Here is a 16,512-nt window from a genome sequence, read left to right as displayed (position 1 = left end):
TCCAAGGAGACTGGCCAGAAGGCTCAGACTCCCAGATAGGTGTTAAGCAGTTCGGTTTTGGCTTCTAAATCTTCAGCCTTGATCTCTTCCACGATGTGGCCATGTTCCATCAGGTAGTGACGGTCGGCGATCGGGGCGGCGAAGCGGAAGTTCTGCTCCACCAGGATGATGGTGAGGCCGCGCTCTTTGAGTTGCAGCAGGACTTCGGCCAGCTTCTGGACGATAACCGGGGCCAGACCTTCGGTAATTTCGTCGAGCAGCAGGATGTTGGCACCGGTGCGCAGAATCCGCGCCATCGCCAGCATCTGTTGCTCACCACCGGAGAGGCGGGTGCCCTGGCTCTTACGGCGCTCGGCCAGGTTCGGGAACATGCCGTAGATCTCTTCCACCGACATGCCGTCGGAGCGAACTTCCGGCGGCAGCATCAGGTTTTCTTCCACGTTGAGGCTGGCGAAGATGCCGCGCTCTTCGGGGCAGAATCCCATTCCCAGGTGGGCGATGCGGTGGCTGGGCATATCGATGGTTTCTTCACCGTTGACCACGATCGAGCCGGTGCGGCGATCGACCATGTTCATGATTGCCCGCAGGGTGGTGCTACGACCGGAGCCGTTACGGCCCAGCAGGGTGATCAGTTCGCCCTGGTTCAGGGTCAGGTCGATACCGTGCAGGATGTGGGACTCGCCGTAGTAGGCGTGCAGATCGGAGACGCGCAGTTTTTCGCGGCTGGACTGAATGTTCATCATGGCGGTCATGCAGAAGCCTCCATCGTATCGGAATCGGTATCCTTGTTGTCGACGGCGTGCAGCTTGGTGGGTTGCTCGTCGGCTTCGACGCCCATGTAGGCTTCACGGACCCGTGGGTCGGCGGAGACTTCGGCGTAGTCACCTTCGGTCAACACCGCGCCGCGCTGGAGTACGGTGATACGGTCGGACAGATCGGCCACCACGTTGAGGTTGTGCTCAACCATCAGGATGGTGCGGTCCTGGCCGACTTTCTTGATCAGCTCGGCAACCACGCCGACATCCTCGTGACCCATGCCCTGGGTCGGCTCATCGAGCAGCAGCAGTTCCGGATCCAGCGCCAGGGTGGTGGCGATCTCCAGCGAGCGTTTGCGACCGTAGGGAAGGTCGACGGCGCGGGCATTGGCGAACGGAGCCAGACCGACCGATTCGAGCAGTTCGACGGCGCGGTCGTTGAGCTCATCCAGACACTTCTCCGAGCGCCAGAAGTAGAGCGAATCGTTACGCTTGCGCTGCAGCGCGACCCGGACATTTTCCAGCACGGTCAGATGGGCGAATACCGCCGAGATCTGAAACGACCGCACGATCCCCATCCGGGCGATAGCGTCGGAGCTTTTCTTGGTGATGTCCTGGCCGTTGAACAACAGCTGACCCCGGGTCGGGGTGAGGAACTTGGTGAGTAGATTGAAAACGGTGGTCTTACCGGCGCCGTTCGGACCGATCAGAGCGTGGATAGTGCCGCGTTCGACCTGAAGGTTGACGTCATCAACCGCGGTGAACCCTTTGAACTCTTTTACGAGATTGCGACTCTCGAGGATGATATCTCGACTCATTGGGCAACCTTCCTGACTTTGTAGGCTGTGCCGCAAGCGACGGTGCGTTGGCGGCGTGATTGTTCTTGTTGTTGCCTTGGCCTGTCCGAGGACATGGCCGTTTGCAGGATCAATTAGAAAGGATGACTATTGCCCAATTAGGTCTGAATTCTATCCAAATGTAACAACAAAAATTACAGCGAATAATCTGTTAGAGTAAGCGGCAGTTGAAAATAAACCGGTTTACTTAACCTTCTGATTTTTAAGAACTAAACCAGTAGGTTTATAGGGCTTTATCGAGAGATGTATGAGCGTGACAGCCCGTCTCTAGTGCTAAAGTTGTACAGCGTCTCCCGCGGTATCCAGGAAGCGTGAGATAGCCGTTTTAGCGATCACTTGCCTATTGCTGCTGCAGACTGGACTTAGGCCACCACGGGCTTTCGGTATGCGGATAAACCCGTAGAATGGCCAGGCAATAACTTATAAATAATCAGAATCAGTCGTTTCTGACGGTAGGGCCCCATTGATTTTAATCGGGGAAAGAACCGGGACTAGATAAGGGTCGCTATGGTTTTAGGCTCCAAACTGGTACAGCGTTTTTTTCTGGCGATGGTGTTTATCATCGTGCTGTTCGCGCTGGCTATCTACTTCTACTCGGTGCCGCTGATCAAGGACACCGTCTACGGTATCGAGCAAAATGCCAGCCGGACGGTGCTGAATAATGTCTACCAGTTGGCGGAGAAAATTCACTTCGGGCTGGAAGGTTATCGCCAGCAGGCCCTGGAGTCGCGCAAGCAGCAGCTCAAGACCGTGGTGGGCTTCGCCGGCTCCTATGCCGATGATCTGTTTGAACGCGTTGCCGAAGGCGAGCTGACCGAAGCGCAGGCCCGGCGCCAGCTCTATGAAGGACTGCGTAGCTATACCTACGGCAACAAGGACTATATCTGGATCGCCAGCTACGAAGCCGTGCTGCTGTCCCATCCCGATGTTCGTTTCCATGGCGCGGAGGCGGCAAGGTTGGAAGGCGCCAGCGGTGAACCGATCATTCCCACCGTTGTTGCCCGGGCCCGTGAGCAGGGTGAAGCCTTCGTTCAATATCAGTGGCAACGTCTCGATCAACCCGAGCCGTTGGACAAACTCTCCTACGTCAAAGACTTTCCCCAGTGGGGCTTTGTGATCGGTTCGGGTCTGTATCTGGATGATATCGAGGCCGAAGTTCAGAAGCGTCTGCAGCTGGCGATGCTGGAGCTGCGTCACTCGCTGCAGGAGATCAAGATCGCCAAGACCGGCTACATGTATATCTTTGACGCCGATGCCAACATGTTGATCCATCCCAACGACAACCTGGATGGGATCAACTTTCTCGGCCATAAGAACCCGGTCACCGGCGAGTCGATCGCCCAGGAGTTGATCGAAGTGGCCGATACCGGGCGGGAGTGGACCTACCTGTGGGACAAACCCGACGACCCGGGTAACTATGTCCATCAGAAACAGTCGCTGGTGCGTTTTCTTGAAGGGTTGGAATGGTATATCGGCTCTTCGGTCTACGAGGATGAACTGCAACGTAGTTCGGAGGTGCTGACCGAGCGGATTATGACGATCACCACGGTGGTGTTGGTGATTTCGCTGTTTGTGGCGTTGCTGTTCGTGTCGCAGATATCGGCACCGCTTCGGCGCCTGGCCGACACCGCCAGAAGGGTCAGTGGTGGCGACCTCAGCGCCCAGAGCGGTATCGAAGGCGACGATGAGCTGGGGGTGCTGGGGCGAACCTTTGACTCGATGGTCAAGCGGCTCAGCGACAATATTCAGAATCTCGATTATCAGGTCCAGAGTCGTACCCAGGCATTGGTTGAAACCGAGCGCCGGCAACGGACCATTCTCGACGAGCTGCCGGCCCAGTTGGCGTTGGTGGATAGCGAGCTGCGCTATCACTTTGTCAACCGCCGATACGCCGAAATGTTCGAGCGTCCGAAGGAATCCCTGGTGGGTAAGACCATCCAGGAGGTGATGCCGACGCCGATGTACGAGCTGTTTATGCCCTATGTCGAGCAGACGCTGAACGGCCGGGAATGTGAGTTCGAGTACAGCTTTGAACACCATGGCCGTGAGGTGATCACCCGCCGCAAGCTGATACCGGAATTCGATGAGAACGGCCGGGTGCAGGCGATTCTGACCCTCAGCTTCGATATGACGGCGGCCAAGGAAGCCGAGCGCAAGCTGACCGAGGCGCAGCGCATGAGTGCGGTGGGGCAGTTGGCCGGCGGGTTGGCGCACGATTTCAACAACCTGCTGACGGTGGTGATCGGCAATCTGGTCAGTGCCAACGACCGCTATGCTCAGGTAGAGGGGCTGGCCACCTACCTGACGCCGGCGATCCGGGCCGGTCGGCGTGGTGCCGATATCACCAACCGCTTGCTGTCGTTCTCGAGAAACCAGCCGCTGAGTCCCTCCTGTGTCGATGTCGGGGCTTTGATCAACGATTCGTTGGCGCTGCTGCAAGGCTCGCTCCCCAGCAATATCGCGATCGGGTTCGAAGCCGATGACGGCCCCGAACTGGTGGCCTTTGTCGACCAGAGTCAGCTGGAGAACGCGCTGTTCAATCTGGCCCTGAATGCCCGTGATGCGATGCCCAAGGGCGGTCAGTTGCGCTTTATGGTGAATAATCTGAAGGTCACGACCTGCGATCTGGGCCGTAACGCCGGCTATGATGAGCCGGTCGCTCCCGGCGATTATCTGCGGATTTCGGTTACCGACAGCGGTCAGGGATTCGATCAGGACAGTCTGAACCGGGCCTTTGAGCCTTTCTATACCACCAAAAAAGGGACCGGTTCCGGATTGGGGCTGAGTATGGTGTACGGCTTTGTGAAGCAGTCGCGAGGCTATATCCGGATCGATAGCAAACCGGGGCAGGGGGCGAAGATCAATCTACTGTTGCCGGCCCGTTCGGTGGATCCGGATACCGAAATCCCCCTACCGGAGAAGCTGGAAGGGAAACACGGTGACGGGCGGCTGATCCTGCTGGCCGAGGATAACGCCGATGTTCGGGCGGTGATCGTCGAGCAGTTGGTTGATTGCGGCTTTGCTGTCGTGGAGGCCGGTGACGGAGAGGAAGCACTGATGCTTCTCGATAGTCTTGATGAGCTCTATGCGCTGGTGTCAGATATCATGATGCCCGGTGAGATAGACGGTTATGAGCTGGCGGATCGGGTCAGTCTGCGTCGACCCGAAGCCCGGATCGTGTTGATAACCGGCTATGCCCACGACCAAAGCGAGCGCGAAGGTGGCCGGCATTACCGGACCCTGCGTAAGCCGTTCCAAGCCAACGAGCTGCGCCGGGCTCTGTTGGGATAGCGGCGTATGGAACTGACAATCATTTTTGACCCTAGCGGCACCCAGTTGGAGGATGACAGCCAAGGTGACTAGCCAGAAGTTGATCTATGTGATCGAGGATGAGCGGGATATTGCCGAAATGGTCTGCAATGAATTGCAGAGCTTCGGTTTCGCGACCGAGATATTTCGAACCGGAGCGCAGGCCAGCCAGGCGATTCGTCGTCGCCCGCCTGTGCTCTGCATCGTCGATCTAGGGCTGCCGGATATGGATGGCATGGCACTGGTTCGTGAACTCTGTGAACAGAAGCGAATCGGGGTGATGATCGTTACCGGTCGCGGTAGCTTGCCGGATCGGGTATTGGGGCTGGAGTTGGGGGCCGATGACTACCTGACCAAACCCTTTGATCCGCGGGAGTTGGTGGCTCGGGTCAACAGTCTGATCCGTCGACTGGACCAGATCGGCCAGCCGGAAACACGGCCAACGCCCAAGGTTGCTCAGTTCGGTGACTGGCGCTTTGATCCGGCCACGCTGACGCTGGTTCGCCGCGACGGGCACCTTGAGCGCCTCAGTTCAGCCGAATCAGAGTTGCTGATGGTGCTGTTGAAGGCGCCGCAGCAGATTCTTAATCGGGATCGATTAATGGGGGATCTGCTGGGCCGGGATTCGATCCCTTACGAGCGCAGTATCGATGTACGGATGTCCAGAATTCGCAAGAAGCTCGAGGATGATCCCAAGCGCCCGAAGTTGATCAAGACGGTCTATGGCGTCGGCTATCTGCTGTCGGTTCCGGTGGACTGGCAGGCGGCCTGATTCGCCACGGATGAACAGGGTGGTGCCGCAGCTGTGATACCGTCGTGATAGACACGGTTACGACCGGCATGCTTGGCACGGTATAGCTGCTTATCCGCCCGATCGATCAGTTTCTCAACCCCGTCATCGCCCAACTGATCCGACAGTCCCATGCTCATGGTGACGTTAAGCCCGGGGGCCAGTTGTTGCCAGGGGTAGGCTTCAATCTGACTCCTCAGCGCTTCGCAACAGCGCAACGCCTGATCCAGACTTGTGTTGGGCAACATCAGGACAAATTCCTCGCCACCGTAACGGGCAACCACATCACACTTGCGAATGCCTTGCCGCAATAGCTTAGCCACCTGATTCAAGACCTGGTCACCGGTGAGGTGAGAAAAGCGGTCGTTGATCTGCTTAAAGTGGTCCAGATCGCCGACCATGATCGTAAGCGGCTGACTGTAGCGGCTTGCTTGCTGGTATTGGTGGTTGGCCTGTTGGTCGAAATGACGACGGTTGTAGAGGCCGGTCAACGGATCCTTGATACTGAGATCGAGCAACTCTTGATGGGCCTGACCCAACTCTCGGTTCATCTGGTTAAAGGCCTGTTCCAGATCACCGAACTCATCCCGGGAGCGGACTTCCAGCTCAAACGTGAAGGATCGGTCAGCCTGCATTTTACGAACGGCGCGGATCAGGCTGTTGATTTTCCGGCTCAGACTACCGCCGAACAGCAGACCGATCAGCAGCGCCAGCAGCAGCGCGGCACCTCCGCCACTGATCAGTGCGTGGCGCACCGCATCCAGATAGGCCTGGTCTTTGGGCGAGAGTTGTGGATCTCCCAGCGGCAAAATCCGCACCACCGTCTGTCCGTCAATTGTGATCGGCTGTGACTGACTTAGCAGGGAGGGTTCGATGCGTGAACCGTGCTCGTATCCGTCAATGCTTTTCAATACGGTGCCGGCGGGATCAAGCACCACAAATTTAAACGGGGCACTGACGGGAGAGGCAAATCTTGGTGAGGGAGGAAATCCCGGCGTGGCGCCTCTGGGGTGGACGCCTTCGGGCGGCGGCGGAGGAATGAAGTCTTCAGAATGCAGACGCTTGGGGTGGGCGATCTCGGTGACGAAACGGCTGAAGGGTAGGCGCTGCTCGGCAAGGTTCCAGTCGGTGGTGCCGCTATGTTTGAGGTAGGCACGGATATCTCGACTGAAGTTTTCGTATGCCTGGTCCATCACCGACTGGCGGAAATCTCGCATCAGCATCCAGTAGGCCGTCCCGGCCACGGCGCCGGCACTGAGCAGACCGGTAATCAGCAGTGCGATGGTTAGTTTGCCTTGTAATCGCATCGGAGCCCGTCTATTCCCTGAGGGAGTTGGATTAACGAATGCCGACTATAACCAAGGCGTCGGGGATCGCCTAGCGGACGACCCTGGATTGAGGGGCTTTAGTGAGTTAGGTCATGGCTTACCCTGGTGGAACAACGTGCCAGTTACAGCGAGACGTTGTGCGTTGGGCTGTCGGCGAGTCTGGGTTCGGATCTTTAACGGATGGCTTAATCCGGCGCTATGTTTTAACGCTATCCGGCGTTATTGTCCGGCGCTATTAAGAAACGGATCCGCCAATAGCTGGCGGTTTGGGATGGACAGAAGTGTCGTCGATTAGAGACAGGTTTAAAACTTTGGTTGTAAAGAGGAGAAGGGTGACGTCCCTGTCAGAAAGCGCGGGTATGGGGGTGCGTTGAAAGGCTTCCGTGCCTCAGGCAACGCGGGGTATATCGAGCTGGTGGGTGGCGGTGCTGGTCAGGTCGCAGATAGACAACAGGTGCGGTAAGCCCTGAAAACCGGGTTCCTCCGGTACTTTAACCTGCTCCATGATGCGGTAATCGTAACCAAGGTTGTTGTACAACCGCTTGTAAAGTCGTGCCTGGGAGCGACCGGAGACGCAGAAGCTGTATTGATAACCTTTTGCCAGAGCGATCTCTAACATCGTTTTGGCGGTTTCGGCCATCAGCTGCGGGGTTCGCTTGCTGGGATGGACAGCCAGGCGGGTCCACTGACAGTAGGGCGTATCGGTGCTGCTGATATTGGGGAACAGCTGCTGGATGTCCAGCCCTTCATGCTCCAGTGGTAGAGGTACCGGATCCATGCTACCGGATAGGCGTGCACCGCCGATGCACTGATTGCCCTCCATAATCAGCAAAATCTCGCCTTCACGATCATACTGGTCTTCAGAGCCGTCAAACGAGTACAACCCCAGATCGTTTCGAAAGCAAAACTGTCGGATGTTGAAGTACTGCGCGCGTTTGGCAGGTTCGTTAGCCAGTTGAAAATGAATCGGCATGTTTCGCCTCCTGTCTACAATGGGTAGGTATTCTTTAGCGAGAAACGTGCCAGTTATGCAAATTGTTGATATTAAAGCATTTTGTTTTTTTGTTTGATGCTATATGGCAATAAAGGCATAGATCTGTGTAAAAGAAATGTCTGTTTATTGCGACAGTATTAGCGCCTTCTTGTAAAAGCTATTTAAAACAGTCGTTTAGGATGTCTCTAAATAGAGACAGTTAGACGGGAGGCCACAGGGGGCGGCGGATCGGGCGGCCATGGGTGGGCAAAGAATTGCCGCCCGAGGGGCTGTTTATTGGGACCCTTTGAACTGCTCGGCTTTGAGCTGATGGCGCTGCAGCAACTTATAGAAGTCGGTGCGGTTGCGCTGCGCCAGTCGGGCGGCCTGGGTCACGTTACCGCTGGTCAGACGCAATAGCTTCGATAGGTAGTCGTGTTCGAATTGACGCCGGGCTTCGCTGTAGGAGGGTAAGTAGGCGATCTCGTTTGAGAGCGTTTGACGCACTCGGTTGGCACCGATAACCCGACCGGGAGTCAACGCCATCAACTCCTGCACGGTATTTTCCAGTTGCCGTACGTTGCCCGGCCAGCGTGCGCCGATCAGCAGCTCCAGCGCATTGGGAGAAAACTGTTTTCGTTCGGTGTTCGCCAGTTCGCACGCCTTGATCAGGAAGTGATTGGCCAGCAGGGCAATGTCTTCTGGACGCTGATTCAGCGGCGGAATCTCCAGTTTGACGACATTGATGCGGTAGTACAGGTCCTGGCGAAACTCATTGTCCTCCATCATCTGGTCAAGGTCGCGGTGGGTGGCAGAAACCAGACGTACATTGACCGGATATAAGCGGGTGCTACCGACCGGGCGCACCTGACGATCCTGCAGCACGCGTAATAACTTGGCCTGCAGTGCCAACGGCATATCCCCGATCTCATCCAGAAACAGGGTGCCGCCATCGGCGGCCCGGAATAGCCCCTGGTGATCGGCGACAGCGCCTGAAAAGGCGCCTTTGACATGCCCGAAGAGTTCGGACTCGAGCAGAGGTTCGGGCAGGGCGCTGCAGTTGATCGGGATAAAGGGCTGTTGGGATCGGGAGCTGGCCTGATGTACAGCCTGGGCCAACAACTCTTTACCGGTACCACTCTGGCCATGGATCAGGACGCTGACATCGCTGCCGGCAATCTGGGCCGTGGTGGTCAGCAGTTGTTCCATAACCCCGCTGCGGGACTTGATATGCTCACGCCACTGGGTTTCGGCCTGCTGACTCGGTTTCAGCGGGCTGACCCCGAGCGCCCGGTCGATCAGCAACAGCAGTTCCTTGATATTGACCGGTTTGGTCAGGAAGCCGAACACTCCTTTCTGGGTGGCGGCAACGGCGTCCTGAATCGACCCCTGTGCGGTGATAATGATGACGGGAAGGCCGGTATGTTGATTCTGGATCATCTCGAACAGCTCGATACCGCCGATATCATCCATACGCAGGTCGCTGACGACCACGTCAACCGGTGTCTGCTGAAGCAGCTGCAATGCCTGGTTGCCGTTTTCTGCGGTTTCAACCTGGTAACCGCTACCTTGGAGGCGGATCTTCAGCAGCCGCAGCAGGCTCTTGTCGTCATCGACCAGCAGTAGTCGAGGCGCGGATTTACTCATGGGTTGGTTTACCTTACGGGCTGATCGGTTTGGGCTGGAGCCGGCATTGACGGTGGCTGGCTTGAATCTTCGGCGCCGTCCTTGCTGCGTCGGATATTCAGCTGACGTTCCAGGTTGGTCAGGGCTTCAATCTTGGCTTGAAGCTGTTCGTTTTCCGCTACCGACTCATGGTAGCGCCGGATCACGGTCTCGTAGGCTTCGATCAGGTCGCTCAACTGTTGATTCAGACGTCGCTCACGCTGTTCACCGTTGATCTGAGCCTGGTTGTGGGCCAGCAGCATCGACAACAAGGGTTCCACTTCATGGCCGCGGTAGTTTTCAAGCAATTCCCGCAGCCGGTCCCTGGCTACGATCCAGCCACCACGCTGCTGCAACTGCTGACGATACAGGAGTTGGGTGAACCGCTGGGTATCGTTGACTGGCGGTTCGCTGGTGCGTATTCCTTCGCTGGCCTGTTCGGGGGTCAGTTGCAGTTGTTGATCCAGAATCAGCAGCCACTCGGAGGTCAAAGCCGCGGGGGTGTAAACGATCACCGGGCGGGGATCGGAGGGCGTTAAGGCGTCCTCCAGACCCAATTTGGGCAGCGGCTGGCAGCCGCTGAGCAATAGAATTGCCGGCATCAGGTAGCCGAGTAACCGGATCATAGGTGGCTCTCTCCAAGCGGTAAAATAAGCTGGAAACAGCAATTCCAGTCATCCAGCTCGACGATCTCCAGTTGCCCTCCCATGGCATCGACACATTCCCGGGCAACACTCAGCCCGACGCCGGAACCCTTGATCGGGCCGCCCCGATCGGCGCCCCCTTGGTAGAAGGGTCTGAAAATCTGTTCATGTTCAGCAACGGGGATAGCCGGGCCGCTATTGGCTACGTCGATGACCAGGCCGGCTGCTTCTTGGCGACAATGGATCAGGATCTGGCCCCGTTCGTTGCAGTAGTTAATGGCGTTGGAAAACAGATTGTCCAGTACGCCTTTGAGTTTAATCGGGTCACAGCGATACTGGGACAGCTCAACCTCAATGCTGATCTCCAGCTGGCGCCTTCTGACTAGCATCTGGTAGGGAACCAACAGCTCCTGGATATAGTCCTCCAGATTCAGCGGCTCCATTGCCAGTGCAGTGGGCTGTTCCAGCTGGCTCATGTCGAGCAGGTTTTCAATCAGCCGCTGCAGCTCCCAGCTGTTTTGCTGAATGATTTCGATCACTTCCCGCTGATTTGGTTCCAGGCTTCCCACGACCTCTTCAGCCATCAGATCCGCGCCTTCGCGCAGGCTGGCCAACGGGGTTTTCAGTTCGTGGGACATATGCCGGAGGAACTGCTGTTTCTGCTCTTCAAGTTGATCCAGGCGTTGCTTGAGCCAATCCAGCTGGCTTCCCAGCTCTCGGATCTCAAGCGGGCCGCCGACCGCTCTGAGATCCTCATCCTCTTTGTTGCCCAGCGCACGAATCTTGCGCTTTAGCTGACGCATCGGCTTGTTGATCCAGTGGCTGAATAACAGCGCCGAGCCCAGAGTAAACAGGGCCAGCAGCAGGGTTCGGTTACGCAGCGATTGCTCCAGGCGCTCCAGCCTTTCCGCCTGCTGCATCAGCAGGAGATCCATCCGTTGACTGACCTGCGACTGCAGACGGTTGTTGTCCAGGTTGAGCTGATCAAATTGCACCAGAACTTCAAAGCTTTGCGGCTGCTCGGCATTCATCAGCGGCACGCCGGCTTTGATCAGCTGCAGCTGTTGTTCGATCGAACTCAGAAAACTCAGCAATGACGGACCGGTATCTTGCGCGCTTTGAGATTCCGACAGGGTTGGTTTCTGCTTCAGGCGCTCCAGTTCGGTATTCAACTGCTGCATCAGCTCCTGGAACAGCGGCAGCAAACTGCTGTCGCCGAGGGTCGCGTATTGGCGTGACAGCCGCTCAAGATCGACCAGTTGCGCTTGTACCGATTGGCTCAAACGCGTTGTTTCGAGTAGCTCGCGGCTTAGTTTTTGACCGTGGGCAGATTGTTCGTTGAGGGTCTGAAGCGATGTGAAAATGGCCAGACAGAGCGGCGCCAGGGCAAAGGAGAAGCCGAGTAGGGCTAACTGATAAATGGAACGGGGGCGCCAGAGCATAGTGGGTAGGCATTAGCCTGATGAACGGGTGAAGCGAAGGCCAAGTGTACTTGGCCGATGCGGCTGACTCAAACCGTATTGCGGCCGATAACGTGCTGCTCAGCCGCTGGCATGGCTGCAGTGTCGGCGGGGAAGAACCCCGGGGCAACGACTATGCTAAGCGGTAACCGCTTGATCCGCTGGCTATTAACTTGAGGAACCTATGACTGTTGAGCAGTATCAGATCAGTGCCATCGTGCTGCTGACATTGGGTTTATTTCTGTGGGGAAAAATTCGCCACGACCTGGTGGCGGGTATTGCGCTGGGGCTTTGCGTGCTGGTTGGGCTGACACCCGCCGAACAGGCTTTTCTGGGGGCGGGCCATCCGGCCGTGGTAACGGTGGCGGCTGTGTTGATTCTCAGTGAAGGTCTCAAGCGCTCCGGGGTGGTGGACCTGATGACCCAGCGCTTACTGGGGTTTACCGAACATCCGTTGTTGCATGTGTTTTCATTGACGGCCATGGTCGCCGTGGCCTCGGCCTTTATGAACAATGTCGGCGCGCTGGCCTTGATGCTGCCGGTCGCGTTGGCCACGGCGAGAAAGCAGAACCGGCCACCGGCAATGCTGCTGATGCCGTTGGCATTCGGCAGTATCCTCGGCGGCATGATGACCTCTATCGGGACGCCGCCGAATATCATTATCGCGTCCTACCGTGGCGCTAATGCCGGGCAGGCTTTCGGGATGTTCGATTTCACCTGGGTTGGCGGCAGCGTTGCGCTATTGGGGGTGCTGTTTGTGGCCCTCATCGGCTGGCGCTTGATCCCCAAGGCGCGGATGCAGCAGAGCCCGACGGAGCAGCTGTTTGAGATCGAAAGCTATCTGACCGAAGTGATTCTGCCCAAGAATTCGGCGCTGATTGGTCAGCCGATCGAGTCGATAAAGCCGCTTGAGCAGGGCGAGATAGAGCTTGTCGGCCTGGCACAGCGCAGTGGCAGGGCGATGGGTCTGCCAGCGGAACATCGGCTGCAGGAGGGCGATATTCTGATTCTGCAGGCCGATCCCAGCCAGACCGAAGCTTTGCTGGAGGCCTATGAGCTGGAGCTGATCACCAGCGCCGACGCCAAATTCTCCCGTATCACCGGCGGGGAGCTGGCGCTGGCTGAAGGAATTATCCAGCGTGGATCGATGCTGGAGGGACGCGATGTCAGCTTTCTACGTCGCATCAGCGGTAGTTCTCTGGCCCTGGTCGGTTTGGCGCGGGAAGGACAGCGGATTCAACGACGCTTGCGGCGCCAGAGCTTTAAGGTCGGCGATATTTTGCTGCTGCAGGGGCGGGCCTCGAGCCTGAATACGCAGTTGTCCGAGTTGGGGATGCTGCCGCTGGCGGAGCGCAGTCTATCGCTAGGGTTTCCGAAAAAGGTCTGGTTGGCACTTCTGACGTTTGCCACGGCGATCCTGCTCGGGGTTATCGGGGTCATACCCTTGCCGGTGGCCTTCTGCCTGGCGATCCTGGCCTTTCTGTTGTTCAAGATTCTGACCCCGCAACAACTGTATGAGCCGGTCGACTGGCCGGTGATTGTGCTGCTGATGGCGATGATTCCGGTGGGGCAGGCGTTGGAGAATACCGGGCTGACCCATCTGATGGCGACGCAGCTGCTGGGGCTGACCGGAGAGTTTCCGGTCTGGGTGTCGCTGGGATTGATCCTGGTGGTGACGATGTTTCTGTCGGATGTGATCAACAATGCGACCACCGCCATCGTTATGGCGCCCATCGCCCTGGGGCTGGCGACCGGTTTGGGTATCGATCCGGATCCGATGTTGATGGCTGTTGCGGTGGGGGCTTCCTGCGCGTTCCTGACCCCGATCGGTCACCAGTCCAATACACTGGTGATGGGTCCCGGCGGCTATGCCTTCAGTGATTACTGGCGGATGGGATTACCGCTGGAGATTCTGATTGTCGTCGTTGCGGTGCCGATGATCCTGTGGGTGTGGCCGCCTTGAGTCGAGCGCCCCGGCTGTGTGGGGTGGAAACGATGAATGCGGAGGCTGTTTGGCTGACAGCGGATCGTCAGCGTGGGGCAGGTTGTGGAGCTAGGGTCGGTGGTGGGATTGGAGTCTGTTGTTGAATCAGGGCCTGAATATCAATCGATCGAACTGTCCCGGAGACTGATCGCCATCTGCTTGATTCGGTCCAGTTGCTCTTCGTTCATCAGCGCGAGCAGCTCAAAAATCTCGGCGCGTTTCTGATCGGTGGAACTGCCATTGACGCCGTTACCGTTGGCGCCGTTGCCGGGAGCGGGTTCGGTGCCGAACTGGATCCAGCTGGGAGTGACTTGCAGCAAATCGGCCAGTTTACCGATGCGATTGCCGCGGGGGCTGGTAAGGCCTTCTTCCCATTGTTGAACGGCCTGGGGGGTGACACCCATTGCACGGGCAAGTTCGGATTGATTGAGCTTTACTTTTGCACGAGCCTCGGCGATACGTCTGCCGGTTCCTTTTGCCATTCCTTTGTACTCCAGCTTGAACTGCATTAGCAATTCTACAAGCAACTTTTGTTATGACGCATTGCAAGAAATACTTCAATTCAAAGAGTTAGCAGATATTCCTGTTGAGATTAGCAGAGTCTCCAGGTCAGTTTTTTACAAAACAATGAGATTTCAATCGCTTGTAGAGGCCTCCAGAATTTTAGACTTAGACTAATTGACTCAACTCAAACAGCCGTTTGAAGCGGTTATTGCGGCTGATCAGGGCGTGAAAATAGAAACAGCGGGGCTTCCGCCGGTGAGCGGGCGGGGAATGAGGCCAGTAGTTGGTAGCGAGAAACCTGCTCCGGAGCCGGCTTTGAAGCGCTCAGCAGCATCCCTCCACGGCCCAGGACACGCTCGCGGCTGCCGGGGAGAAAGCTGTCATTCACGGCAACCTGGGGGAGTTGCTGGCGTAACAGGCTGACACCGCGATTGCTGCTCAGCAAGGCGGGTCGATTGGCGGATACTGATGACGCTGAATAGGGGGCGATATGCTCGATCGCCTGTTGTATCGGCGGCGCCATCGGCTTAACGATCAGTTGGGATTGGCACAAGATAAGACTGGCCCCGAAAACGACCCCCAGGCTGATGTAGCGGTAGCGTGACGGCAAACTGTGGGACCACAGGCAAAGCAGCAGCAGACTCAACAGCAGCGGGGCAGCCAGGTGACGCAGGTTGTCGGGGTTTTGGAAGGGCAGAGTCCAGGCCAGGGCAGCGACAAGTGTCGCCAGCAGTAGCCCGCAGGGCTGACGACGTTGTCGCCAACACCAGGGCAAAGCGATTCCCAGCAATAGCGGCCAGTAAAGTGGTAATCCGGGATGGGGGTGAAACAGTCTGGTTACGGCATCGCTCCAGCTGCGTGGGTTCTCGTTCAAGGCCGTATTGCCCCAGATCTGGAAATGTCCCTGAATAAAACGGAGCCCTTCGATGAAGTAGGCATTACCATCGTGCCAGTAAACAAACCCCAAGGCCGCCACGCCTACTCCGCAGACAGGGGCGAGCAGTGATTTGAGGCTGTCGCGCCGATAGATCCACAACCAGCATAGTGGCCCGGCCAGCAATGGCGCGTACCCGGGGCGGATGCAGAGCGTCAGCGCCAGCAACAGGCCCGCCAACCGGTCCCTGCGCTGCGACCAGCACACTAGGGTGGCGATCAGAGCAACCAAGCCGGGGCCGTCCGACAATCCGACCGGGCCAAGCCCCAACAGCAGCGGCTGCAGAGCACACAACAGCGCGCCAGCCAGGGCCAGTGGGATGCTGCGACCAAGGCAATAGAGCAACACACCACTGAGCAGCGGTAACAGCAAAACGGCGATACGGCTGACCAACAGCAGCGCTTCGGTCGGGGTGTCGCAAAAGGGCTGGACCAACCGACCCAGTCCAATCAGCCCCGGGTAGCCCGGAAAGTGGGGGGAGAACTCGAGCACGCTGAAACGCTCAATCCCTCGGGCGAAGAACAGCGCATCATCATGGCCTAGTAGCGTCGGTTGACTGAAAAGCCACAGGGCCTCGATGCCGAGTAGAACTAGCAGTAACCCGGCCAGTAACCAGGGTGCTGTGGGTTTGGATTGGCGCCGTAAAGGCATCGGAATTAGCGAGTTAATCCTGATAACGCGACAAGATATCGATCAGCTGCTGCTGCGCCTGTTGGAAATGGTCGGGGTTGGCGGGGGTTTTACCACTGCCGAACAGTCCCGGCTTACCCAACGCTTCGAGGCAGCGCTCCAGCGCCTGGCGGGCATCGAGCTTATCCTGCGGCTTGATGCGTTGGCCCAGCAGGTCCGGGTCGTTCAGTAGCGTGTCGAGAAACAGCCCGCTCTTGACCACCTTGACCTTGGCCAGCTGATAGTTGTCCAGCTCAGTGGCGGCATCTTCCAAACGCAGATCGATCAGGCTGATAAAGGCATCGACGAAGGTGGCGGCTGCCTGGTTAAAATTCTGTTCGCGAATCGCCTGATCCAGCGGCCATACCAGCGGAGCATCCCGTTCGGACTCCATCCAGATCAATTCATCGCGCAGATCTTCCATCGCCCGTGCAGCAGACTCAGCATGACCGCGGCTCAAAGCCTGGCTGATCGCCAGCCAGCCTTCCAACACCGGTTCGCGACCCTTGGCGGCATAGGAGTAGGCCTGGGCCGTATCTATCACGAGGGGTTGCAGACACAGCAGGGTCAGGCAGGCGAACAACAGTGGGCGCAAACAGAGATTCATGAGTTCATGCTCCTATCGCAAGTCAGGCCGGCG

13 protein-coding genes are annotated in these 16,512 nt (G+C 57.4%); 3 read left to right on the top strand and 10 right to left on the bottom strand.

Features of this window, described 5'->3' with window-relative positions; translation table 11 throughout:
* Window positions 1–23 precede the first annotated feature (23 nt).
* Both ACO05M_RS13530 and ACO05M_RS13525 read right to left on the bottom strand, forming a co-directional pair.
* Window positions 24–752, bottom strand: coding sequence for an ABC transporter ATP-binding protein (locus ACO05M_RS13530; protein ID WP_421863823.1), 729 nt, complete (start codon window positions 750–752; stop codon window positions 24–26).
* Window positions 749–1,573 carry an ABC transporter ATP-binding protein gene (locus ACO05M_RS13525; RefSeq protein ID WP_421863820.1) on the bottom strand — a complete coding sequence of 275 codons (825 nt, stop codon included), beginning with the start codon at window positions 1,571–1,573 and terminating at the stop codon, window positions 749–751. Before ACO05M_RS13525 ends, ACO05M_RS13530 begins: the two co-directional genes overlap by 4 nt.
* A 546-nt stretch (window positions 1,574–2,119) precedes the next feature.
* Between ACO05M_RS13525 and ACO05M_RS13520 the strand changes: the two genes are divergently transcribed.
* Window positions 2,120–4,903: a cache domain-containing protein gene (locus ACO05M_RS13520; RefSeq protein ID WP_421863817.1), complete on the top strand. Its 2,784-nt coding sequence runs from the start codon at window positions 2,120–2,122 to the stop codon at window positions 4,901–4,903.
* 64 nt (window positions 4,904–4,967) lie between these two features.
* Complete coding sequence (locus ACO05M_RS13515) at window positions 4,968–5,693, top strand: response regulator transcription factor (RefSeq protein WP_421863815.1); 726 nt, start codon at window positions 4,968–4,970, stop codon at window positions 5,691–5,693.
* Here the strand turns inward: ACO05M_RS13515 and ACO05M_RS13510 are convergent.
* The 5 genes from ACO05M_RS13510 to ACO05M_RS13490 all read right to left on the bottom strand — a co-directional run bounded on the left by ACO05M_RS13510 (window position 5,654) and on the right by ACO05M_RS13490 (window position 11,763).
* Window positions 5,654–7,018 (bottom strand): GGDEF domain-containing protein, encoded by a 1,365-nt coding sequence (locus tag ACO05M_RS13510; RefSeq protein ID WP_421863811.1) that lies wholly within the window; start codon window positions 7,016–7,018, stop codon window positions 5,654–5,656. The two genes, ACO05M_RS13515 and ACO05M_RS13510, sit on opposite strands and share 40 nt — an antisense overlap.
* Before the next feature lie 409 nt (window positions 7,019–7,427).
* On the bottom strand, window positions 7,428–8,012 hold the full coding sequence (locus ACO05M_RS13505) for a hypothetical protein (protein ID WP_421863808.1): 585 nt from the start codon (window positions 8,010–8,012) through the stop codon (window positions 7,428–7,430).
* Between the two features lie 294 nt (window positions 8,013–8,306).
* Complete coding sequence (locus tag ACO05M_RS13500) at window positions 8,307–9,659, bottom strand: sigma 54-interacting transcriptional regulator (RefSeq protein ID WP_421863806.1); 1,353 nt, start codon at window positions 9,657–9,659, stop codon at window positions 8,307–8,309.
* A gap of 8 nt (window positions 9,660–9,667) precedes the next feature.
* Window positions 9,668–10,303, bottom strand: coding sequence for a hypothetical protein (locus tag ACO05M_RS13495; protein WP_421863802.1), 636 nt, complete (start codon window positions 10,301–10,303; stop codon window positions 9,668–9,670).
* Window positions 10,300–11,763, bottom strand: a complete 1,464-nt coding sequence (locus tag ACO05M_RS13490; protein WP_421863800.1) for a HAMP domain-containing sensor histidine kinase — start codon at window positions 11,761–11,763, stop codon at window positions 10,300–10,302. Before ACO05M_RS13490 ends, ACO05M_RS13495 begins: the two co-directional genes overlap by 4 nt.
* A gap of 202 nt (window positions 11,764–11,965) precedes the next feature.
* Here ACO05M_RS13490 and ACO05M_RS13485 point away from each other — a divergent pair, with 202 nt between their 5' ends.
* Window positions 11,966–13,744 (top strand): SLC13 family permease, encoded by a 1,779-nt coding sequence (locus ACO05M_RS13485; RefSeq protein WP_421863796.1) that lies wholly within the window; start codon window positions 11,966–11,968, stop codon window positions 13,742–13,744.
* Between the two features lie 140 nt (window positions 13,745–13,884).
* Here ACO05M_RS13485 and ACO05M_RS13480 read toward each other — a convergent pair whose 3' ends face one another.
* From ACO05M_RS13480 to ACO05M_RS13470, 3 genes are all read right to left on the bottom strand, one after another.
* On the bottom strand, window positions 13,885–14,274 hold the full coding sequence (locus tag ACO05M_RS13480; protein ID WP_421863795.1) for a helix-turn-helix domain-containing protein: 390 nt from the start codon (window positions 14,272–14,274) through the stop codon (window positions 13,885–13,887).
* Between the two features lie 200 nt (window positions 14,275–14,474).
* Window positions 14,475–15,854, bottom strand: a complete 1,380-nt coding sequence (locus tag ACO05M_RS13475) for a hypothetical protein (protein ID WP_421863792.1) — start codon at window positions 15,852–15,854, stop codon at window positions 14,475–14,477.
* A gap of 13 nt (window positions 15,855–15,867) precedes the next feature.
* Entirely contained in the window at window positions 15,868–16,479 is a 612-nt protein-coding gene (locus ACO05M_RS13470) for a hypothetical protein (protein WP_421863789.1), read from the bottom strand.
* Window positions 16,480–16,512 lie beyond the last annotated feature (33 nt).

Source organism: Motiliproteus sp. (assembly GCF_965230735.1).
Taxonomy (GTDB): Bacteria; Pseudomonadota; Gammaproteobacteria; order Pseudomonadales; family Balneatricaceae; genus Motiliproteus.
The sequence above is the reverse complement of the archived record's forward strand: the minus strand, read 5'-3'. Positions and strand labels throughout refer to the sequence as shown.